This window comes from Arthrobacter sp. U41, assembly GCF_007679325.1.
GTDB lineage: Bacteria > Actinomycetota > Actinomycetes > Actinomycetales > Micrococcaceae > Arthrobacter.
Window position 1 is genome coordinate 20207 of record NZ_VEGI01000004.1, and the last position, 21701, is coordinate 41907.

The window sequence follows — 21701 nt, forward strand, 5'->3', positions numbered from 1 at the left end:
CAAACCCTTTTCCGATGCTTCTGGAGGAGGAACGGACTGGCCAGGTTCAGGCGAGGGAGGCCCTTTTCCTGACGTTCAACGTTGATCTTGCCTTCTTCGAGGCCCAAGTCCTTGGCACCTGTCTGGCCACGGGTGCGCGAGTGTCCGTCATCGCAGATGGAAACGTCTGGGCGCCCGATCCGCGGGCGGTGCGACACGCGGGGCGCTCGTATAGCGTAGGCCTCATTACAGGACGCGCTGCATTTCACCCCAAGGTTGTCATCCTTGCAGGCCAGGAGAGAGTTCAGGTAGCCATAGGCTCGGGCAACCTGACGCTAGGCGGATGGCAATATAACGATGAGGTCTGGATCCAATTTACCGGTGACAAGACTTCGCATCCGGCGATATTCCATCAGATTGCCGAGTGGCTCGGGGGGTTCGCGGAATTCCGGTGGCTCGACGCCGACTCAAGCGATTCGGTTCGCAGAACGTCCGTACTTCTACAACGCCTCCTCGATCATGGCGCGACAGTTGATACGGGCCACACGCTCATTACTTCCGCCGAGAAACCGATTCTTCTTAGCCTCCCATCTGGCCCAGTGTCGGAACTGCGCATGCACGCACCGTTCCTGGACCGTGCCATGGCTGCGATTTCAAAGTTGCACGAAAGGTTAGCGCCTCAGAAGTCATCCTTACTTCTCCAACCTGGTCTGACGGTCTTCGACCCTGCCGAAGTACAAAAGTGTGCGGACAAATTTGGAATTGACGTCCAGGTCCAGGAAGGCAACCTCAAGAACAAGTACCGTCACGGAAAAGTAGTTTGGTGGACCTCCGACGGAGTTCCTCAAGCTCTTGTCGGCAGTCCAAACCTTTCAGGCGCTGCGTTATTAAAAGCTTGGTCATCTGGCGGGAACTACGAGACGGCAGTTATGGGACCTGCTTCCTCCCTCACCATTCCAGATGGACGCTCGACCGATGCAACCACCGTGAGTCCGGCAAGTACTGCAACGGCTTACCCCTCACTACTGATGGGGCCTTCAATCAGGTCAGCCCGAGCCGTAGATGGTGATTTGACGATTGCGCTGTCTGGCCCGTCGGCGACAATTTTGGGATTGGAAGCGTCCGAGTTCAGGGACCCTCCTGAACAATGGCGACTGCTCGGATCGATCGAAGCAGGGCAAGTAGAAGTCCGGTTTGCCGGTGGGATCAGTGCCGTGAGCAGGGTCCGGCTTTTTTGGCATGAAGCAGGGACGAAAATCAGCGGACCGCTCGTGTTCGTCATGGACCCACTCAAGATCAGCGCCGCTCCCAGGGTCCCGTCGAGCGCAAAATCGTACAAATCGCCCACGCCGGGTGAGCTATGGCAGGATGCCGGGCGCGCTCTCGATTTCTTGGACAAAGATTTCGCGGCGCTTCGGGAAGTATCACTGCGCTCTATTAGTCCAAAGCCGACAGCGGTTGGAGAAGGCGCGGGGCCCAGTCAGCCCCTCCCCGCTGAAAAGAAAGTGAACGTCGAAAGTCCGTGGCTATGGGATCTTGAAGCTGCATCACGCATTCAGGGCCCGCTCTTGACTGCGTTCGTGTTGGGTTTAGCTCCTGCCCCCTCTTCGAGTGACGAGGTGGTAGCGCCACCCCGATGGGCCGACGTCCTAGTGGACGACAACGAGGCTGTCCTCGACGACGAACACGATGATACGGTCGCCGATGTCATCACGGAGGTTTCGGATACGGAAGCGCCAGCCCCGGACCATTCCAAATCTCCGGAAGCGGATCGACGACGACGTAGAAAACGATGTGCCCAATGGGTGGCAGGCATCGATGATCAGCCCCCGTTCGTTCAGCTCGCCATGCTTCGTATAGTCACGAGTTTCTTTAGCGCCGGCAATTGGGATTCGTCGGATGTAGAGCCTCTGCGGCTCATGAGTACCCTCATCCGGCACCTGGCCGGAGAACGGATTCCCGACGAACTTCAGGCCTCCGTTTCCAGCATGACTCTCGTAAGTTGCGCATTAATGCGGGGCGCAACTGACCTCCGGACTACAAGCGAATCAACGATCATATATCGAAGCATTTTGGACAGCGCGGCTACTCAGCTTGGGCACTTCGACGAAGACTTGGCTTCGGAATACTGTCGAACGCTAGTCGGTCGCGACTCTCAGACACTGCGTCTTGACCATGTGCAGCATGTAATCGAGAGTGATCTGACCGGTGATGAGTTCAGAGAGGCTCGTGCGGCGTCAGTGCAAGCCGGGTGGGATTTCCTGAGCCAAGGTGGAACCAGGGTCTTTGTGCAGGGCAAATTCACAAACCCGGAGTTGACTGCCATCACCGTCGCCGGCTGGATTGATCGAGCCGATCCTCCACCAGTCTGGGCCATCAGCCAGAATGGAAACTGGTGCATGTGCATATGGGAGCGTCCCAACCTCATCATCGCGGACGGCCAAGGTCCTAAGCCGATCTGGAAGCATTTCCGGCTCGCGCCCCATATGTCACCCGCCGCGTTTGCCAATCAGCGGCGCTATGACGACTCGTATTCGAGCGGCAAGCAGCGGGTCGCTCGCCCTTGGCTGCCATTCCCCGAGGCCGAGCGAGCACTGGATAAATGGAACATGGCCGGCCCAGCCCCGCTGCTGCCTTGAGCTCCCCGACACGATCTTCACCACCTGTACTGCACGGCGTCCACCACGACTCCACCGCGGCGATCCGCGACGCCGGCGCGGTCAGCCCAGTTGCAGATTTGAAGACCGGCCATGGAATCAACCGGATGAAGCCGTCGGCATCGTGCTGGAGACCAGTCAAGGTGGCCCCCTTTCGTGGCTCGGGACTTCCAGTGTCCCGCGCTTTCGGAAGAACCGGACGTTCTGCACTAAAGTCGGCCGCCCCGCTCCGCTTCCGTGCGCGGCCCTTCCTGCAATCCTCGACGCAGCCGCCCGGCGTCAGGCTCCGCCGCGAGTTCCCACCCTGGCGATCGGGGCAGGGCAGCGGTGCCGGTCACGAGCTACCGGCTGGTCCCGCACAGCGTGGAGCATCAGGTGCTGGAGCGGCGGGATGGGCTCCGGCGGGGAGTGGCAGGACCGGTGGGACTCGTTCTACGTGGACACCCCAACCTCTAGTTCATGCTGCCGGGGCTGACGTGCGACGGTCCCGAGCCGGACGCCTTCCTCCCCCAGAAAGTGATCCCGAAGGCAGTTTCATGGACCGGACAGCTGGGGACCTCTTTCAACGCCCCGGCCAGCCGCCGGGCGGACAAGCGCACTCCTCAAGGACCAGCGTCAGACACCGATCTAGTTAGGGTCCAGCCGGCGTGCCGCAGATTCGGGTTCGTCTTTTAGCAGACACCGCGGGGAGTTTCCCCTGGACGGCCCTCACACCTCAGGGAGGAGATCAGCCAGCGACGGCTCGACAGACTCATACTCGACGCCTGCGAAGCTGTCGAGCAGAGCCTCAAATATCACCCGAGCCCCTTCGGCCGGTACGGCCATTCCGATCTGCTTTCGTACGGACTCCTTGGAGCCGTGGAAGATGAACTTGTCCGGAAATGTCTGAAGGCGGGCGCGTTCGCGGTTGGTCAGGGCTCGGGGTTCCGACCAATGATAGATGTGGGTTCCGCCGCCTCCGGAACCAGTGACCGTGTAAGCGGGCTTTTCAGGGTGCAGTCGCCGGTAGATCGAGGACAGCTTTGTGTTGGTCTTGATCTGAAGGTGTTCAGGGATGTCAGCGTGCCAGGCGTTGCCTCCGGCCGGGATGTGCCCCAGTCGCTCGATGACGTTGTCTGACTGCTTCGTCGGCTCCTGGTTGGTGGCCCACTTAGGAATGCCCTTAAGAGCTTTTTTGGCGCTGACGTCTCGATCTGCGTACGGATTCGGGCTGGGCACCTTGAACTCGACGTCCAGCTCCTTCTTGATGCCGATGACGATCATGCGGTGTCGAGCCTGAGGGACCCCATACTGCTCGAACCGGTAGTAATGCGGATAGATGCGGTAGCCCGCATCAACCATGTCTGAGAAGATGCGCTTGAGTGCGACTCCGCCGTCGGCACGAATGCCGCCGACGTTCTCGGCAAGGAACCAGTCGGGCCTGAACTTCTTTAGAGCCTTGATACCGTATGTATATAGCGGGCCGTACTCGCCGTCGAAGCCTTTCCGCTCGCCCACGAGGCTAAAGTCGTTGCAGGGGAAGCCGAAGGCTAGGCCGTCGATCCCGCCGAGCTTTTCGAGCACCTCGTAGTCCAGTTTCCGGATGTCGGCGTGGACTACGGACTCGTCGTCGGGGTCGCCGCAGATGTTGTGGGCATAGGTGCGACAGGTGTCGGCGTCGTAGTCGGTGGCCCACTGGTGGACGATCTTGAATCCGGGTCGGGATGCCAGCTTCGCTGCCAGTCCGAGCCCGCCCGGACCGGAGAAGAGCTCGCCGAACCGGAAAATTCTGGCCTCAGTGCTCATGGACGTCTCTGCGGTGGTTTTGGTGGAGGTTTCGGGTGCGATGGTCACAGGTCCCATCCTATCTGCGCGATTGCCTTCTCGCAGCTTCGCAGTCCCCGGCCGGTATCATCCCTTTCCGGCTGAGTAGGGAAAATCGCCTCTTGTGGCATCACCGTCGAAGGCAAAGAGGCGGTCTCGCGCCATCCCTGGGATCGTTATGATGTTCAGCACGTCGGTGACTCACGTGCGACCGATTCGCCACTTGGAAGGCGCCTAAGGTCTCTGGAGCGGCGGCAGGGGCATCGGGTTGTGGGCATTTAAGGATCGGGTAGGTGAGGCCCCGGGGTGCGTACCCGCTGCCGGTGCGCGTCCAGCATATTGACTGCCTGGGCAGCGGGTGCTTATGAGCTGGAGAAGTATTCCGCGACGTCCGCGGAGGTGATCTCTCGCCCGATCGACCAGAGTTTGCGCAGATCCTCGTGGGTAAGGTTGCTGTCGGGGTAGCCGCTGATGAGCTGACGCCAGGGCTGGATAGCGATTCCCGATCCTGCGGTTCCCGCTCTAGCGATAACGTTGCGCAGCTTCGCGTTGAAGTTGGGTGTGAATCCGCCTGAGACGTACAGGAAGAACTCCAGCGGCTTGCCCTGGACCCCGCCGGCGTAGTCTGGCACGTAGTCGGCGTGCATCCGCAACTGATGGTCGTGCGGTAGGTCGTAGGCGGCATAGGCCTTGGTGTCGATGATGCCACCCCAGGTCTCGGACCAGACCTCCACATCGGGCACGGTGCCGGTCTGTCCGACATGGCGGGAGCCCAGGCCGAAAGTCTGAACAAGGACGTGCGCCGTGGCCTTCTCGAAGTTGATCGCCTCCTCGGTACCGGAAAATGCCATCTGCTCGTATCGGTCGAGGAACGCGCTGACGCCGGCGGCTGGGCTGCTGATGAGACCGGACAGCGCTTTCACCACAGTCTGGCGGTCCAGGCCCGTATGGTTGACGACGGCGTCGATGACCTCACCGGTCGGCTCGGTGACGATCTGGGTCGCGTACAGGTGCGTCAAAGATGCCGATACCAGACCCAACGTCCTATCTGCTGCGGACTTGCCGCGGATGTCTCGGATCGCACGCTGGTCCTTCACCATGCCGACCTTCACACCGTAAGTGCGTTGGAACGCCTTGGCAGCCTCCTGGGCGGCGAATTTGTCGCCCTCCGGCTCATGCATCTTCAGCAAGGGCTTCGAGGACCACTCCTCGATCGCCGCGTCGATCTCCTTCTCCATGGCGGGGTTGAGCGCGGTGACCGTCCTCTCTTCCGCGCCGTAGTCCTCTCCCGAGGCGAGAGTCGCGAACCCGGTGTACCGGATCCACTGTGCGGCGGTGTTGGCGATGTCCTTCAAGGATGTGTTGACCAGCTCCTCTGCGCTCCTTTGCGCCCGGCTCCTCGGAGGCTTCATCGTCTGGGCGAAGTCCGAATCCAGAGACAAAGCGCCGTAGGCCCTGTAGCGGAGAATGCGCTCGGCAATCTTGGCGGCCTCGCGGTCGGAGTGCGATACGGCGTAGCCGATGACGCACGTGGCGATCTCGCGGTCGGTGAGGTAGCCGCCAAGGTCAGGGTGCTTCAACAGCTTCAGGAGCATCACGAAGGGGCGAAGCCGGAACTTCCGGTCCACGTCGACGCTTCGGGAGACCGAGAATGCAGAGGGGAACTGGTATGCGAGCACCTGCTTCCGCAGGATCGGCAGAGCATCCTCCTGATCCACCAGCGCCTGGCCCGCCAGCGTCAGGTGCACCTCTTCGTCCGCCCCAGCTGTCTCCCGGTGGTAGAAGAACAGGCCCAGAGAGTACAGCAAATTGGCGTGGGTCCTGCCACCGCTGCCGCCTCGACCGACCGCTCGCTCGGTGTGATCCCCGCGGCGCTTGAGGTCCAGTTGCTCCAGCAGAGTCTCGAACTCGATTTGAAGATCCCTGTTGCCGGTCCACTCCTGGCCCGCCCCCACTCCGGCGAACGCCGCCAGCGCCTTAGGTATGCGGATCAGCTTGCGGTGCGGTCGGGTCATCCACCAGTAGGGAAGCGCGGGCATGTCTGATCTCCGTGGTCATCGAGGTGAATGCATACTGGACCATCCTATCGAGCAGACTTCCCCCAATGTCTTAGTCTGGTGGTGCATGTCTTCGATGGTCGCGGTCCACTTCACCGAGTTCTGCGGCTCCCAGCAACGTAGCACCTTCGGCCCCTGAGCCCCTAGATGTACTGCCCAGGCAGGTTAGTTAATCGGCTGATGGGCGGGTGGCCTCCGATTGCGGTGGAGGCCTGTGGTGATTGTAGTGGCGCAGCCATGCCGGGAGGGCGTTTCTGCGGGCTGATTCTGTGGCGTAGAAGCGTTGGAATACTCATCCGTCGGCGAGGGTGCGGTGGAAGCGTTCGATCTTGCCGTTGGTCTTGGGCCGGTAGGACCGGGTCTTCTTGGCCTTCATGTCCAGCTACCGGCAGGTGTCCCGCCAGAGATGGCATTTGTAGGCCGGCCCGTTGTCGGAGAGGACCCGCTCAACGGTGACGCCGCGGGCGGCGAACCACGACACTGCACGCCTGAGCCCTCCCGCTGCGGTGGCCGGTGTTTCATCGCCGTGGATCTCGGCGTCGGCGACCCTGGAGTGGTCGTCTATGACCGTGTGCACGTACGCCGTCCCGATCCCGGCGTGGCGGTTCAGGCTGCGCGGGTTGTCCGGCGTCTGCGCCCGGTTCCGGTCTCCCTGATGCCGCCCTACGTAGCGCCAGCCGCCCCGTTCGGGATGTTGCCGAGTTTTTTCACGTCGACGTGGATCATCGCCAGCGGATTTCGTCATATCAAGTGAGTAGCCGAGAGTTGAACGTCCGGCGTCGTCCCGCCACTGAGATGCGCGTTACCGCGTTGCAGGGGCGTGACACGGTGAGCTTCGCACCGTGAGTCGGCGCCGATCGGTTCGTTGCGGATCGAGCCGTTTGATCGTGTTTGTGTTGCTCTGGTTCTGGACAGGGGTCCGCCATCACCTACTCTGTTGTCATGGATTCTGGCGGAGCCTTCTGGCGGGGCGAGTCTCGTCATCCGGAGTGGGATTTGATGTACCGCAAGGGTTTGACCGTGGGACGAATAGCCACCTTGTGCAATGTCGTACCGCAGACCGTTAGCAGGCACATCAGAGTTCAGCGGGCCCAGTACCCTGGCATGGAAGTCGAGCATCTGGCTCATCGCCCCGCCAAGGGGCACCGCACCATCGGGCGGAGCTGGCAACCCAAAATTGATGCCTTAATGGCCTTCTGGGACGGGCACCAAAAGTATCCGACCTCGCGGGACCCAGACCCGGCCAACCGGATGCTGGCCAACTGGCTATCCATCCGACGCCGTGCGGCCCGTGCCGGTGATTTGAACGAAGCAGAGCGGCAGTTGCTGGCTGTCCTGCCAGGCTGGGAGGACAGCCCAAGGTCGAGGTCGGACGCGGAGCGGTGGAATCGGCGCCTCGAGGAGCTACGGGCCTTCCGGGCTTCCGAGGGTCGCTGGCCGCAGTTCCGCCGGCCAGTGCCCGAGAGCGAGCGTGTCCTTGGAGTGTGGCTCCATGCTCAGCGTCAGACTTTCGGCGCGGGCCAGCTGCAGACGGAGGCACTCTCACAGTTGGACTCGACCGTACCGGGATGGAACGCCTGGCGGGTGAAAAAGCTCAACGACGGTTCTGGGGACGCTGCCGTGATGCCTGTCCAGCAGGATGCTTTTGTGGTGGGTGATCCACCTACGGGGACTGGACCGGCGGCGTCCGGCCCCACGGCAGCCTCGAGGGATCGGACGACGGTGGCCCCAGCTCGTGTCCCGGGACAGCGGCGACACCCCGGCCGTTGACGGGCCATGTCGAAAAACAAGGTCATCGTCCTGGCCCTACTCGATGCCGGAATGTCCAAATCAGAGGCGGCCCGCCGGTACGGCGTCGGCCGCCAGTTGGTCCACGAACTCCTTGCCAGATACCCGGCCGAGGGCGACGCGGGCCTCGAGCCCCGCTCCCGCCGGCCGCGCACCAACCCGCTGGCCACGACCGGGGCCGTGCAGGCCCGCATCCTTGCCCTGCGCGCCGCAGGCACCGTGGTCCCGGAACTGCACAAGCGACCCGGGTCCTCGCTGCGCCGCTTCACCATGGCCCAGCCCAATGAGATGTGGCCGTCCGACTTCACCAACTGGGCCCTGGCCGACGGCACCGGGGTGGAGATCCTGGACTATATCGACGACCGCTCCCGCTATTGCTCCACCTCACCGCCCATCCCAAGGTCACCGGAACGGCCGTGGTCGATGCGTTCCTGGACACCTCGCATGAGCACGGCCTGCCCGCCTCCGCGTTTACCGACAACGGCTTGGTCTACACCACCCGCCTCGCCGGCGGACGCAGGACGCGACGCCTTCGAAACCCTCATCGCATCCCTGTGCATCACCCAAAAGAACGGCCGCCCCAGGCACCTCCAAACCAGGGCAAGATCGAGCGCTTCCACCAGACCCTCCCGGCGCCCACACGATCGCCGACTCGGACGAGGCCTTGGCCAAATTCCGCCACATCTACAACCACGAACGGCCGCACCGGGCCCTCAAACGCCGCACACCCTCCGAAGCCTACGAAGCAACCCCCAAGGCCGCGCCCAGCATCGCCGCCTAAGGCGAACACTGGCGGATCCGCACCGACCGCGTCGACGCGGACGGGAAGGTCACCCTCCGTCATGCCGGACACCTCCGGCACATCGGCATAGGCCGAACCCTTAAGCACAAGCGCATTATCTTGCTCTTCCTGGACGCCGACGTCGAGCACGGCACCGGTGAAATCCTCGCCGAATCCACCATCGACCCCACTGTCGGCTACCGGACGAAAAGACAAAACACCCCCGGTCCGAAGACCGGGGGTGTCAGCGATGTCTCGGCAGATCTGTAGTCGATGTCCCGAGACTTCACACCGGTGCGCGAAGGGGGACTTGAACCCCCACCCCCTTTCGGGGACTAGCACCTCAAGCTAGCGCGTCTGCCATTCCGCCACCCGCGCGAGTGATAATTCGGGGAGCGCACAACCCGCCCTTCGGCGTTCGGCTCCCTCCAAAGCAAGACCATAAGACCTTAGCATGAACTTCATGAGTCTTCGCCAGTAGCCCGGGACCGCGTCGTCGGGTTGCGCCAAAGGAACAGCCCGGCTTCCGGCTGTCACTAGTGGAAGGACGGACTCGGGTCACTGCAACTTGGGTCGAGTAAAAGTATGCAACTTTGAAAGGACACCTAGGCTCTGCCTGCATGGCTACCGTCGGCCTCGCATATGCATTGTTGATTCGGGGCGTCAGATATCGGGACCTGGCACTCGACTGAACAACGAGATCGAAGATACGAATCGCGATCTCATGATCGGCCCGTCGTACTTCATGAGGCCGCGCGCGGAACCGACGAGGGCCTGGAAGAGACCTGGAAGTACGAGCTGCTCCTTTTGCTGGAGGAGCAGTATTTCTGGCGGCTGAAGCCGGATCAGATCGGGAGAAGTTCGGGTTCGAAGCCATGCACTGCAAGGTTGAAGGCGTACCCTGTCGACAGCGTCCCGATGGTGCGATGGAGCTGAGCCACACCGAACGAGTTTGCCTTCGCCGGTCCGGCTTCGTTCATCGCCCTCAGTTCCGCATGTACGGATTATTGTTCCGTCGGAAAATTCCGCATAGCCTATCCTGGGCAAATGGCAATCATTAGATCACTTGTCCCGGGCGACGGAAACGCACGGGAAAACCTCACTGAGGTCGACTGCAAATACCAAGTCGTTGAATCAGATTCCCGGGGTGCACTAATTCACTTGGCCACTTACGGTTCTGATTCGCGGCAGTCTGAGCCGAAGGTCAGCCAAGTGATCCAGTTAGATCAAACCGTTGCCTGGCAACTCGTAGACCTCATTATGATGACTTACCGATGGCCGTCCGCTGTCACCGATGAGTCAGGCTCGGGGATGGCGTAATTCCACGTAGCGGAACAGATGGGGACGGAGAAATCGACGAAATACGCTGATGGTGCAAGCCTGGTTAAATCTAAGGAAAGTTCTCCGTAGACGACGAGGTGTTCTGTGCTCACGTGCTCCCCCAGCCAGTCTGAGTCGCGCCCGAATGTATGCCCCGAGCGCCGAGTTCGGAAGTGGGGACAGGGATGCTCAGGTATCCATAAACTTGGCTAGATGCGCCGCGAGCGCGATTCGGCTCGGAGCGCTTTGTGAGTTGCCGGACACCGTCGCGGCACTGAGCAGAGCGTACTCGGACCGGCCCAGCGCACTGCCTACTCGCACTGTCATTGAACCGGGGTCGATCGCAACTAGATTTCGCTTGAACAGTTCGGCTATGTCCGTGCGCAACATCAGCACGTTGAGCCCATCTTCGAGTTTTGCTGGCAAAGTCGGTTCAATAGGCGTTGCCACGAGGACAAAATCAACCTTGGACCCCGTGATTGCGCATTCTGGCGTAAGCATCTGATAGATACCCAACGGGACCATGGCACCTCGTTCACCCCCGCTTTCCACTTCCATGGAATGCGGCTCTTGCCCCCTCCCTTGCCCCTCAACGACGCCGACCTTCAAAGCTGTTGGGACGAGACTCAACCCGCCTTCTGACGAGAAAGTGTGCGTTCCCAAATACTCATACACTGGACGCGCTGAGTCCAATCTCTTTCTAAGAAACGCAAGCAGCTCCAACCCGCGGGCCTGGTGCTGAGCCAGCAGCCGCGCAGTGTCAGCGGCGAGCGTGGTCCGAAGTTGTACGGAAGTTTCAGCAATCGAGCAGGGAATCTCCAATCCGTTGGCAGCATCTTGCTCAGCAAGAAATATCCAAATGGAGCTGAATCCGCTTGGGAGGAAACTCGCCGTTATGACCACCGAGCGGGGAACAGAGAACTCATCCCGAAGTTGCCTCCGGGTGTATCCGTGTCCTGGCTCCAGGCGCTCTGATGTTCGCTCCACGTTGAGACACTGGCTTTCGGTCATGATGCCCCCTTCAGACAGTGATTCTGTCAGATGTCTACGACGCAATGGGCTCCAACCAGGACGCTAGCGGGCGCGTCGCGCGCCAGCAGCAGCACATGGAAGCCGACGCTGACTATCATGTGCCGGAGAGCAAGAGTCTGCGGGACCGCTTTCTGGGGCCTTCAGCATGAGATCGGGGATGAAAATTTTGCAGCAAGAGGTCGTTCAAATCGTTCCGAACGCGAAGCGGTTGGTTCAGGGGTATCGAGACATCGGTTACACGTTCAACGGGGCCGTCGCTGATCTAGTTGACAACTCGATTGCTGCCCAAGCAACTGAAGTCCGAATCGACATGGTGTGGGATAGCCACCACAGCTACTTGGTGATTTCCGACAACGGCGACGGAATGACCCGGGCTCAACTTGAAGAGGCAATGAGATTGGGTTCCGATCAAGACTATGATTCGGACGATCTGGGCAAGTTCGGCCTTGGCCTTAAGACAGCCAGCATCTCCCAGTGCAAAGTTCTGCAAGTAGGTTCAAGGCCTCGCGGCATTGGGCACGCAGTGGATGTTCTCCGGTTCGATATTGACCACATCGAAACGACGAACAATTGGGAAGTCATCCGGCAGGGGACTGAGACGTTACCGACCATTGCCAGCGACTGGCTGGCCGAGACGCACGGAACGGTGATCGTGTGGTCGAACCTGGATCGACTGCTGGGAGGTACCAACAATATGGATAAAGCGCGCAATGCTTTCTTCGATCACCACAGAGGTCTTGGCTTGCATCTCGCCATGGTTTTCCATCGCTTTCTGTCCGGAGACGAGCGAACGAAGCATCAACATCCTGCCGAATTCCGCATCGTCCTCAATGGACTGGAACTGGACCCTTGGGATCCCTTCGCAACTTGGCATGAGAAAACGCAGACCTTGACTGCTCAGGACTTCCCGCTAGCTGGTGTGGGGTGGGGTGGCATCGTGGAGATGCAACCGTACATTTTGCCGGCAAAAGAACAATTCAACGACCCCAAAGAACACGAACTGCTGTCTGGTCCTAAGAAGTGGAACAATCAGCAGGGGTTCTACATATATCGGGCAAACCGGATGATTCAGTCGGGTGGCTGGTGCGGGCTTCTGACGCCTAACGAACACTACAAACTGGCTAGAGTGACGGTAGACTTCCCGCCGCAACTAGACAATGCATTCGGCATCAACATCGCTAAGATGAGGGTGACACTGCCAGCTCAGCTAAAGGACGAAGTCAAGGCCTTCGTTGGGCCCATCCGGAAGGCTGCGGACCTTGCTTACAACGCCAAAGAACGAAACAAGCTCCCCGCGCTGGGTCCCGGCTCAACACCGCCCCCGTTGACGCCGCCGAAACGGCCCGGAGTCGCCGTCCCCCGAACTACGTCGGGTACGGCGCAACAAGGCGGGCTCGGACCGTTCGCGCCTTGGCCAGTTGCGACTCTTCGAGAGACTGAACAATCCCGTCGACGGTTTGCCCTCGAAACTGCTGCGAAGGTCACGGGGCATGAGTCAGCCCTAGAAGCAATCCTGAAGGCCCTGGCATCGTCTGACGAGAGGACGGCACGTGAACTCGGTTGGTGAATTCCAGGAGACCCTGGATAAATGGCAACGTGTCATTACGGTACACACAGACACGTTTGGCGGAACCTATTCCGATCATCTACACCTTGCCCCGACGAATACCCACGCTGATCTCAAACGCAGGTTCGAGGACCCTTTGGGCACTGGCGACGACGAGGCCGAATTCCTGGAACCGATCTCTCTGGTGCCCCGCGGTGGGGGGGCCCGTCCCTGGTTCAAAGACTACGAGTCTTCCGAGGGCTACTATTGGGGCCGACTTCGGACCTTCTTGATTGACAAGAAAGGACGGTCCCTCGACGAAGTCAATTCGTTACACAAGGAGTCCGACCTAGTACTCAGCCACATAGAGGATCCTCTACTCATTGATCCCACGGGAAAACCCGCTCCGTTTGACGTGCGGGGGTTGGTGCTGGGATATGTCCAGTCCGGCAAGACCGCCAACTTCACTGCGGTTGTCGCGAAAGCCGCTGACCGGGGGTACAAACTTGTTATCGTCCTTTCGGGCATCCACAATAGCCTGCGCCAACAGACGCAGATTCGATTGGACCGAGAGCTCGGCTTGGTTGACGGGCCGGACAGCGTTGGCTATCCGATGCCGGCTCAAGAGTGGTGGGGCATAACATCTTCCGAAGAAGGCGGTGACTTCAAACCCGCAACCAACCCGGGACCGTTGGCTCAGGGCTCCCGTGGCCTCATGGTGGTGAAGAAGAACGCGACTGTGCTTCGTCGGCTAGCGAAGTGGCTGGAACGAGTGCCGGCCGACACTCCTACTCTGATCATCGACGACGAAGCGGATCAAGCTTCAATCAACACGAGTACGCCCCTCACCGAGCAGACCGACTTGACCGCCGACGACGTCGACGAAACAAGTGATGCCAACGAAATAGACCCGTCAACCATCAACGGCCTTATTCGTGAGATCACTAACAAATTCCGACGGGTTTCCTACGTCGCATATACCGCGACACCGTTTGCTAACGTACTTATAGATCCTGACGCCAGTACTGCCGCGCACGGGCGAGACTTGTTCCCAAGCGAGTTCATAATTAGCTTGAGTAGGCCGGCCACTTATTTCGGAGCATCACGTTTCTTTGGAAATGGCGAAGAAAGCAACGGGCAATCCAAGCTCAATGTAATTCGTTTCATTCCAGATAACGAGGTGGCATCGTTGGCCCCGCCACCATCTATGGCCAGACTATGGAAACCCACGGTCTCTGCCTCCCTGATGGCGGCCCTTCTGAACTGGATTCTTGCGTCGGCTGCCAACGATTACCGAAATGGCACCCAGCTAAGCAGTATGCTGATACATACCAGTTCAAGCATTCAAAAGCAGAACGATTTGAAGACGGCACTTGTAGGCCAGTTCGCTGAACTCGTTAACGAGTGGACGTACTCACGTGAGAAATTGTCGCAGACGCTACGTCTGATGTGGGAGGAGGACTTCGTGCCTACTTCTGCTGATTTCAACAGGTTTCCCCCAATCTCCTATGACGCGTTGCTCCCTGGAATCGATCACCTACTTGGATCCCGAACGCCAGTCAAGGTGCTAGCTCTGAATAGCTCCTCCCAGGACATGCTGGACTACGACGCCGACCCTCACCAGAAGCTGATCCTAGTCGGAGGAAATCGATTGAGTCGCGGTCTAACTCTCGAGAACCTGCTGGTAAGTTTCTATGTCCGGTCCAGCGCCGCTTATGACACCCTGCTGCAAATGGGGCGATGGTTCGGATATCGCGGAAAATACGCTGATCTGACTCGCTTGTGGACCAGCGAAGAAATATTCGAAAAATTCAAGCACCTATCCCTAGTAGAAGATGACTTGCGAGACGAAATAGGCACTTACGCAGCTCGGGGATTGACTCCTCTGGATATGGCCCCGAAAATTCGCGCCCACCCGGCAATGCTGGTGACGGCACGTAACAGGATGGGGACAGGATCCCATGTGAAACTTTCCTACTCTGGGCAACTAATCCAGACGATCCATTTTGATTTGGACAGTGCGGAACTCTTGGACCAGAATCTATCGCTGACTAGCCAATTCTTTAACCACTTGGATGCACCTAGCACGATCCAGGATGGGCGGCCCTTATGGGTCAACGTCCCCGCTAGTTACATCGTTCCGTTCCTTCAGCGCTTTCAAGCTGCGCAGGGCAATGAAGGCTTTGACATGGCAAACCTGTCAAATTACGTTCTCCTGCAGGCGCAGAGGGCCGATGAGTTGACTAACTGGACGGTTGCCATCGCTGGGAATGCCAATCCGGACCCTTATTTGGGTACTGAGGGTTTCGGAGGGAACCCGTTGCTTCGTGTGAACCGGATCAGTCGTACCCGCTTGAACAAAGCGAGTCACTCGGTGGGTGCGCTCGTCACCGGGGCAAGTGGGAGACGTTTAGGCAACTACGTCGAGGCCTGGGGAATGGACCAAGCACAGTTGGACAAGGCGCAGTCTCTTCTCGACGGCGGAAAGGTCATGAAGGTCGGCGCGGCGGTGCGCCTAAGCAGATCACCGAGTCAGGGCTTGCTTGTGATTTATCCGATCAGCCCATACTCGCGCCCTTCCGAGAAGAGAGACAATCGTGCGCCACTGTTCGACAACCCCGATGGATTTCCTACCGTCGTTGGAATGGCGTTGTCCTTCCCTACCTCGAGCAATGACTTGTCCATCGACTACGTAGTTGGTAGGCCCAGCTCACGAGTCCCGTCTAGTCTGCAGAGCTAGATCATGAGTATTGAAGGTGAAATCTGGTCAGAAATAGTGACTCCCACCGCCGCTCTGAAAGCCAAACGACACCCACTGAATCGTCTCGTATGGTTGGCCGTCGACCAGGGCTCCCAACGCCACATCCTGGTTTCGACCACCTCGAGCGAGGCTGGGATGGCGTTGCTGCAGACGAAGGCGGTTCGGGCCACAACCCGGGAACTGCGGATTGCCTCAGAGAACGCTATGGTGTGGATCGACATTGAATCACTCGACCCCTCACAGCATGAGGCCTTTTCAAGTCTTGCTTTCGATCTGGCGTCACGCATAGAAACGGGTAGTGATGCATTTACAAGTGCATTGCAAGTACTGCAGTCATGGAAGGCATTCTGGGAAGCAGAAAAGAGTAGCCTGTCGTTACAACAGGAAGCAGGGCTATTCGCCGAGCTGTGGTTCATCCGCCATTGGATGGGTATGACGGCTCCCATTGATTCGTGGACGGGCCCAGAAATGGCCATTCACGATTTCCGCTGGCCCAACACGGCCGTTGAAGTGAAAGCGACGCTGAGCCGATCTGACGGATTTCCGACGCATCGGATTTCGAGTTTGGATCAGCTAGATGACGTGGCGGATGCCGACCTCTACTTATTCAGCATGCAACTTGCGTCAGATCCCGAATCTGTTTTGTCGGTAGAATCACTAGTCACCGAAATCGAGCAAATGCTTGGGCAACAGCAACTCGCCCGCGCCGATTTTAGACGCCGCCTCACATTCACTGGTTACCGAGAAGGCAGCTTGACCGGAGCCTCTTTCAGAGTACTGACTGAGCGTCTGTACCAAGTGGAGCCTGGTTTTCCTCGGCTGACGCGTAGCTCTTTCTCTGTCCCTTTGCCTTCCGGGGTGGACGACGTTAACTACGCACTGGATCTAGCTGCGTGCTCAGACTGGCTGAAGGCCAGTGCCCCGTCCGGATTCGCTGCCGGGCGACTTGCTCCGACGCAGGATGCTGGATGATGCTCATAGAAAGTCTCGTATTCGACCTAGAAGACGCATACGACAACTGGAAACTGTCTATGTGGCCTGACGGGCTTGCCCTGATTGAAGGGCGGTCGGGAACCTACGTCGGGGCATGGACCGGGCAGCTCCCTTTGCGGCGAGTCCTCCATATTTTCTCCGTCGTGTCGACTTTCACCGAAATCGATGAGCCCACTATCGAGGCGATCCCTCGGAAGAATCTGATGAGAATCTTGGTCGCCTTTGCCAACGAGGACTCCCTACCTCTTTCCCTGAACGTCAACTTAGACGAAGCCGGAGCTGTCATTTGGTCCCTAAGGCAAATGATTGCAGGATTGGTACGGGAGGGACACTGGTACCCAACTAAGGGGTACCAGATGACGAGCGGAGCTGGATTCGCCGGCGCGACCCGTTTTAGGCTTTCGACCAAGAACGCCGATGCGAACGCACTGATAAACGCAACCGGAATCGTAGTTCTGGCGGGCTCAAGGGCGAGCACGGTGACGGCTTCGTCTCTCAGCACCACTCTCAAAACTCTCCGCGAGCGAATGGTCGAGTGGGAAATGTGGGAGCCTTTGAACGACGATCAGTATGTCGTCAACCGACATATGTTTTTCCCGTCACCGTTGCAAGCGGCGAGTGTTCTGTGTGGTTCTCCGACGAACGGCTTCGACATGTGGGTCGACCAGGCCGGTACTACTCTCAGAAATCTCGGCGATCTAAATTGACGCAGAGAGTCAATTTGGGCTCCGCTGCCGTGGGCGTTGTCTTCGACCAAGCTAGTGATTTCGAAGATTCACTCAGGCTTGTCTCTTCTCTCCTTGAAAGCGACCGAGTGTGGGCGGGGCGCAATGCAGGCAACGTCCCACCAAGCGCACGGGAGGAATTGGCCCAAGCTCCGGGCGACGAACCCGTGTCGACGGCTAGCGCCGCGCCCTCCGAGTCAATGGCATTCAGAATCGAAAGGTGGCTGCTCGACTCGAAGCAACCCGGGTTCGTGAAACGCTCTTCGCATGTCGGTGCTAGTCTCACCGAAGAAGTTCCCCAGAACGCCGACAACTGCCTCAAACCAGTAAAGATTCATGAGCCCGCACCGCACTTTACAGTCGACGGCGACCAGCATGTGGACGTTCACGAAACGCGAGGACCCGGAGGGGACTGGTTCACTTATTCTGATGCGAATGACGATGATTCGCCCGCTGAGCAGATCATGTCGGCCGGCGCCACCGCCGACCCTCTCAGGTACTACCTGAAGCAGATCGGCAAGTTTGTGCTGTTAGAGGCCGAGCATGAAGTGGACCTCGCGTTACGTATTGAGGCCGGCTTGTTGGCCGAACACAAGATAACAACCGACGACGGAACCATGGACCGGAAGTCCAAGCGTGAGCTTATGTTTATCGTCTACGACGGCAAACGCGCCAAGAATCACCTGCTGGAGGCCAACCTCCGCCTCGTCGTCTCGCTGGCCAAGCGCTACACCGGCCGCGGCATGCTCTTTCTGGACCTGATCCAGGAAGGCAACCTGGGGCTGATCCGTGCGGTCGAGAAGTTCGACTACGCCCAAGGCTTCAAGTTCTCCACTTATGCCACCTGGTGGATCCGCCAGGCGATCACCCGCGCCATGGCAGACCAGGCCCGCACCATCCGTATCCCGGTGCACATGGTGGAAGTCATCAACAAGCTGGCTCGCGTCCAGCGCCAGATGCTGCAGGACCTCGGCCGCGAACCCACGCCGGAAGAGTTGGCCCTCGAGCTGGATATGACTCCGGAAAAGGTCGTGGAGGTCCAGAAGTACGGCCGCGAGCCGATCTCCCTACACCTGATCGTCGATGAACGCGAGACCGAGCTTGGCGACATCATCGAGGACTCCGACGCCCTGGTCCCGGCCGACGCCGTCAGCTTCACGCTGCTGCAGGAGCAGCTGCACTCGGTGCTGGACACGTTGTCCGAGCGTGAAGCCGGCGTTGTTGCCTTGCGCTTCGGCTTGACAGACGGACAGCCAAAGACACTGGAAGAAATAGGCAACGTCTACGGCCTTACACGAGAGCGGATTCGCCAGATAGAGACAAAAACCATGGAAAAGTTGCGCGACCCTTCGCGATCAAATGCATTGATGGACTACCTAGACTGAAGCCGGGAGAAAAATTGCTATGCTCTCCAGAAAGCTCAGCTACGGGGTCATTAACAGTTCGACCCCATCTGTGCCGGACGCCAAGATTCCTCGAGCTGAAGCTCCCTCAGTTGGGTCCGCCGGGCGTCTTCACCACCGCGATCCTGACCTTCATCCACAGCTGGAACGAATTCATCATCGCGCTCTCCATGATCAACGACCCCAAGATCCAGACCGCCACGGTCGCAATCTCCAAATTCACCGTCGCCACCGAATTCCAGGCGCTGGGGATCGACGCCGTCGTCTCGTTGTGCCGGCCGGGAACTGCGGATGCGCCCGCGGTTGCACCGGAAGACCACGCCACGTTCTGGATCATCGATTCCCCCGTCGCGGATGACAACCCCCACGCCGGGTTTTCACTCCGGGCTGCGGCAGCCGCCGTCGAACGCTTCCGTGCCGGGGGGGAAAACGGTGCAGCCGCACTGCGTCCGCGCGGAGTTCCGGACACCGGCCGTGGCCGCGCTGTACGGGGCTCGGGCGGAGGCGGGTTTTCCCTTGCGTGCGCTGGAAGATGTGCGGCGGGTGCTCCCCGGGGCGCGGCCCAAGGCGTTCTTCATGGAAGTCCTCAGCAACAACACTGGCGCGTCATAAGATTGGGCCAAAATTGGGGATCTATTCGACGCGTTTTCGACGCGGCAGTAAGGGGCAACTGTGAAGTGCATTCCGGAGGAACCTGAATTCAACGATGGGCAGATGGCCGAGAAGATTCTCTGGGAGGCGCTAAAGAAAAGCCTTCCTGATGACTCGGTCTTGGCCCACTCGGTTCAGGTTCGGAACGGACGCGCGGAACATGAGATCGACATCTTGGTCCTATGGCCCGGCGTCGGCATGGCCGCCATCGAGGTAAAGGGCGGCCTGGTCAGCGTCGACAACGGCCAGTGGTTCCAGTCGGACAAGTCCGGTAGACGCAAGATTCTGAGTCCCGTGGTTCAATCCCAGGGTTCGCTGCATGCCTTCAAGAACTGGGTTAGCAACCAGCTCGGCACCCCGCTGACCAGCCGCTTCGCCTATATGGCCGCTCTCCCTACACCCCGGTGCCACAAGACTGGGAGATGGCGGGTTGCCCTCGCACGCTGGTCCTCGACCAGAACGACATCGTATCTCCTGCTGATTTGGTCCAGTCTGCGATTGAGCGCGAAGGCGGCGGCGCCTCGCCGCTGGCCCCGGCGTATATGGAACGCGTTGTCCGCCGGTTGGAAGGTACCCTCAGCTCCGGTTCCGAGGGGTCACGCGACCCCAAGGAACTGGAAGACGCTCAGGACCATCTCACCCAGCGGCAGTCCATCCTGTTGCAGGCTACTCGGTCACTCCCCCGGATCAGATTCACAGGCGGCGCCGGTAGCGGTAAGACGTGGCTGGCCGTGGAAAAGGCACGGATGCTGTGCAAGCAGGGCAAGCGTGTGGCCTCTTCAGCTACAACAAGGGTCTCAGCCAGTACTTGCAGGATCGTGTGTCGGGCTGGCACCATCTCAAGCCGGCTTTCACCGGCGAATTCCACGACTACGCCCGCCGGCTCGGGGTGCCGGACGGGAAGGGTTCCTCCTATTTCGAGGAAGAACTGCCTCAGCTGCTCAAGGATCTCGCGGTCGACCTGCAGCCGAACCAACGGCTGGATGCCGTCATCGTCGATGAAGCCCAGGATTTCGCCCCGCTATGGTGGGAAGCGCTGCTTGCCACCAGCACGGACGACGCCGAGATCTACGCCTTCCTGGATGATCACCAGGACGTCTACCGGCGCTGGGGCAGCCCGTCCACTGATGGCTCGAGCCCCCTCGAAGATCTGGTGACAATCCACATCGACGAAAACCTCCGCAACACCCGGAAGATCGCCGAAACCTTCAAGTCCTTTGCAGGTGAGCATTTCACCCCCAGAGGCAGCACGGGTCTGCCCGTTCGGCGAGTTCAATGCGCCACCGAAGACGACCTCGACGTTGCGGGTGACTGCATCGATGCCCTGATCGAGGAGGGCTGGGCGAACAACCAGATCGCGATGCTCACCACCAAGGATCGGCATCCCATCCATCAGGGTTACTTTGACCGGGAGGCCACCGCCGAATACTGGCGCGAGTTCCATGCAAACGAAAGCGAGTTCTACGGTCACGTTCTCGGCTTCAAGGGCCTGGAACGGTCGGTGATTGTCCTGTGTGTCAACGGCTTCAAAGACCTGAGCCGGGCAGCGGAGCAGCTTTATGTTGGCCTGTCCCGGGCTCGAAGTCTCCTCGTGGTTGTCGGCGACTCTGATCTGCTGGAGGAGGCCGGTGGGCGGGATCTCAAAACGGCTCTTTCACGCGCTCAGGCTTGGGCGCCGGCAACGCCCGTCGACCGCTGAAGTGAGTGGTCTTCTACTATGCCGCCCTTGACCCAACAAGAATCGCCCCGGCATCTCGTTGTCGGTAGGGCAGTCTTGCTTCTTGAACCTCGAAGCGTTCCTAGTTCTTAGGGATAGACTTCTGGGCCTTCTGATTTTTCAGAAAGCACGGATTCCCCCGCCGGGTCGGATCAATTGGCAGCCTTGGTCGTGCTGGCGGGTGGTTACTCCGCTGAATTCATCCACTAGTCGAGGGCGGCTCGGTCCGCTCCCAGACCCGCGCGAATTCGTCGGCAACCTCGGGCCAGATCAGCTGGCGGCCGTCATCCACCGAGTGCAGCTTATCGGCCAAGGGCTCGAAAACGACGAAATCGTGCGGGATGACCCTGCCTGCCCTGTCTTGCCGCCGTTCAGGATCCGGGAAACGAAGCGCCACCATCCTGCCGACGCGGCGGCAAACTTCTCGCTCATCCCCAACACCCGAGAAGACCTCGTCGTAGACCGAGAGCAAATCCTTCACTCCCCCG

15 protein-coding genes, 1 tRNA gene and 3 pseudogenes are annotated in these 21701 nt (G+C 59.6%); 12 read left to right on the forward strand and 7 right to left on the reverse strand.

Annotated features, from left to right (window positions below; all coding sequences use genetic code 11):
- Window positions 1-14: 14 nt before the first annotated feature.
- Window positions 15-2618, forward strand: coding sequence for a hypothetical protein (locus FS787_RS12935; protein WP_144672857.1), 2604 nt, complete (start codon window positions 15-17; stop codon window positions 2616-2618).
- 726 nt (window positions 2619-3344) lie between these two features.
- Here the strand turns inward: FS787_RS12935 and FS787_RS12940 are convergent.
- The 3 genes and pseudogenes from FS787_RS12940 to FS787_RS18180 all read right to left on the reverse strand — a co-directional run.
- On the reverse strand, window positions 3345-4469 hold the full coding sequence (locus tag FS787_RS12940; RefSeq protein WP_260982542.1) for a DNA cytosine methyltransferase: 1125 nt from the start codon (window positions 4467-4469) through the stop codon (window positions 3345-3347).
- Between the two features lie 332 nt (window positions 4470-4801).
- Window positions 4802-6478 carry a restriction endonuclease FokI C-terminal domain-containing protein gene (locus tag FS787_RS12945; protein ID WP_144672858.1) on the reverse strand — a complete coding sequence of 559 codons (1677 nt, stop codon included), beginning with the start codon at window positions 6476-6478 and terminating at the stop codon, window positions 4802-4804.
- A 161-nt stretch (window positions 6479-6639) separates the two neighbouring features.
- Window positions 6640-7231 (reverse strand): annotated as a pseudogene (locus FS787_RS18180) (integrase core domain-containing protein); the annotation flags it as partial.
- A gap of 516 nt (window positions 7232-7747) precedes the next feature.
- On the opposite strand from FS787_RS18180, the gene FS787_RS18275 reads away from it, so the two are divergent.
- The 4 genes and pseudogenes from FS787_RS18275 (at window position 7748) to FS787_RS18195 (ending at window position 9335) form a co-directional block, all read left to right on the forward strand.
- Complete coding sequence (locus FS787_RS18275) at window positions 7748-8266, forward strand: helicase associated domain-containing protein (RefSeq protein ID WP_395940353.1); 519 nt, start codon at window positions 7748-7750, stop codon at window positions 8264-8266.
- A 51-nt stretch (window positions 8267-8317) separates the two neighbouring features.
- Window positions 8318-8383 (forward strand): annotated as a pseudogene (locus FS787_RS18280) (hypothetical protein); the annotation flags it as partial.
- Between the two features lie 565 nt (window positions 8384-8948).
- Complete coding sequence (locus FS787_RS18190) at window positions 8949-9065, forward strand: transposase (protein ID WP_260982543.1); 117 nt, start codon at window positions 8949-8951, stop codon at window positions 9063-9065.
- A gap of 120 nt (window positions 9066-9185) precedes the next feature.
- On the forward strand, window positions 9186-9335 hold the full coding sequence (locus FS787_RS18195) for a hypothetical protein (RefSeq protein WP_260982544.1): 150 nt from the start codon (window positions 9186-9188) through the stop codon (window positions 9333-9335).
- Between the two features lie 25 nt (window positions 9336-9360).
- On the opposite strand, the gene FS787_RS12970 is transcribed toward FS787_RS18195, so the two are convergent.
- Both FS787_RS12970 and FS787_RS12980 read right to left on the reverse strand, forming a co-directional pair.
- Window positions 9361-9443 (reverse strand) — tRNA-Leu (locus tag FS787_RS12970).
- Between the two features lie 1131 nt (window positions 9444-10574).
- Window positions 10575-11396: a hypothetical protein gene (locus FS787_RS12980; protein ID WP_144672862.1), complete on the reverse strand. Its 822-nt coding sequence runs from the start codon at window positions 11394-11396 to the stop codon at window positions 10575-10577.
- A gap of 178 nt (window positions 11397-11574) precedes the next feature.
- Between FS787_RS12980 and FS787_RS12985 the strand changes: the two genes are divergently transcribed.
- The 5 genes from FS787_RS12985 to FS787_RS13005 are packed head-to-tail and all read left to right on the forward strand — an operon-like array spanning window position 11575 to window position 18827.
- Complete coding sequence (locus tag FS787_RS12985) at window positions 11575-12984, forward strand: ATP-binding protein (RefSeq protein WP_186329195.1); 1410 nt, start codon at window positions 11575-11577, stop codon at window positions 12982-12984.
- Window positions 12968-15703: a Z1 domain-containing protein gene (locus FS787_RS12990; protein WP_144672864.1), complete on the forward strand. Its 2736-nt coding sequence runs from the start codon at window positions 12968-12970 to the stop codon at window positions 15701-15703. The genes FS787_RS12985 and FS787_RS12990 overlap by 17 nt, the downstream gene beginning before the upstream one ends.
- A 3-nt stretch (window positions 15704-15706) precedes the next feature.
- Window positions 15707-16696: a PD-(D/E)XK motif protein gene (locus tag FS787_RS12995; protein WP_144672865.1), complete on the forward strand. Its 990-nt coding sequence runs from the start codon at window positions 15707-15709 to the stop codon at window positions 16694-16696.
- Window positions 16693-17424: a DUF4357 domain-containing protein gene (locus tag FS787_RS13000; protein ID WP_144672866.1), complete on the forward strand. Its 732-nt coding sequence runs from the start codon at window positions 16693-16695 to the stop codon at window positions 17422-17424. Before FS787_RS12995 ends, FS787_RS13000 begins: the two co-directional genes overlap by 4 nt.
- A 29-nt stretch (window positions 17425-17453) precedes the next feature.
- The gene (locus FS787_RS13005; protein ID WP_260982545.1) at window positions 17454-18827 is read left to right on the forward strand and encodes an RNA polymerase sigma factor; all 1374 of its coding nucleotides are present in this window, start codon (window positions 17454-17456) and stop codon (window positions 18825-18827) included.
- A gap of 106 nt (window positions 18828-18933) precedes the next feature.
- Here the strand turns inward: FS787_RS13005 and FS787_RS18005 are convergent, their stop codons facing one another.
- Complete coding sequence (locus FS787_RS18005) at window positions 18934-19182, reverse strand: hypothetical protein (RefSeq protein WP_222124072.1); 249 nt, start codon at window positions 19180-19182, stop codon at window positions 18934-18936.
- Between the two features lie 377 nt (window positions 19183-19559).
- On the opposite strand from FS787_RS18005, the pseudogene FS787_RS18200 reads away from it, so the two are divergent.
- Both FS787_RS18200 and FS787_RS18205 read left to right on the forward strand, forming a co-directional pair.
- Window positions 19560-19781: pseudogene (locus FS787_RS18200) on the forward strand (nuclease-related domain-containing protein); the annotation flags it as partial.
- A gap of 466 nt (window positions 19782-20247) precedes the next feature.
- A complete protein-coding gene (locus tag FS787_RS18205) occupies window positions 20248-21195 on the forward strand; it encodes a hypothetical protein (RefSeq protein WP_260982546.1) in 948 nt (315 codons plus the stop codon).
- A 217-nt stretch (window positions 21196-21412) separates the two neighbouring features.
- Here the strand turns inward: FS787_RS18205 and FS787_RS13020 are convergent, their stop codons facing one another.
- The gene (locus tag FS787_RS13020; protein WP_260982547.1) at window positions 21413-21694 is read right to left on the reverse strand and encodes a hypothetical protein; all 282 of its coding nucleotides are present in this window, start codon (window positions 21692-21694) and stop codon (window positions 21413-21415) included.
- Between the last annotated feature and the right edge of the window lie 7 nt (window positions 21695-21701).

Excerpts from the sequence above, each read along its gene's own strand:
- FS787_RS12935 (WP_144672857.1), top strand. The coding sequence starts at position 15 with ATGCTTCTGGAGGAGGAACGGACTGGCCAGGTTCAGGCGAGGGAGGCC.
- FS787_RS12945 (WP_144672858.1), bottom strand. The coding sequence starts at position 6,478 with ATGCCCGCGCTTCCCTACTGGTGGATGACCCGACCGCACCGCAAGCTG.
- FS787_RS18275 (WP_395940353.1), top strand. The coding sequence starts at position 7,748 with ATGCTGGCCAACTGGCTATCCATCCGACGCCGTGCGGCCCGTGCCGGT.
- FS787_RS12980 (WP_144672862.1), bottom strand. The coding sequence starts at position 11,396 with ATGACCGAAAGCCAGTGTCTCAACGTGGAGCGAACATCAGAGCGCCTG.
- FS787_RS12985 (WP_186329195.1), top strand. The coding sequence starts at position 11,575 with ATGAAAATTTTGCAGCAAGAGGTCGTTCAAATCGTTCCGAACGCGAAG.
- FS787_RS12995 (WP_144672865.1), top strand. The coding sequence starts at position 15,707 with ATGAGTATTGAAGGTGAAATCTGGTCAGAAATAGTGACTCCCACCGCC.
- FS787_RS13000 (WP_144672866.1), top strand. The coding sequence starts at position 16,693 with ATGATGCTCATAGAAAGTCTCGTATTCGACCTAGAAGACGCATACGAC.
- FS787_RS18005 (WP_222124072.1), bottom strand. The coding sequence starts at position 19,182 with ATGATCCAGAACGTGGCGTGGTCTTCCGGTGCAACCGCGGGCGCATCC.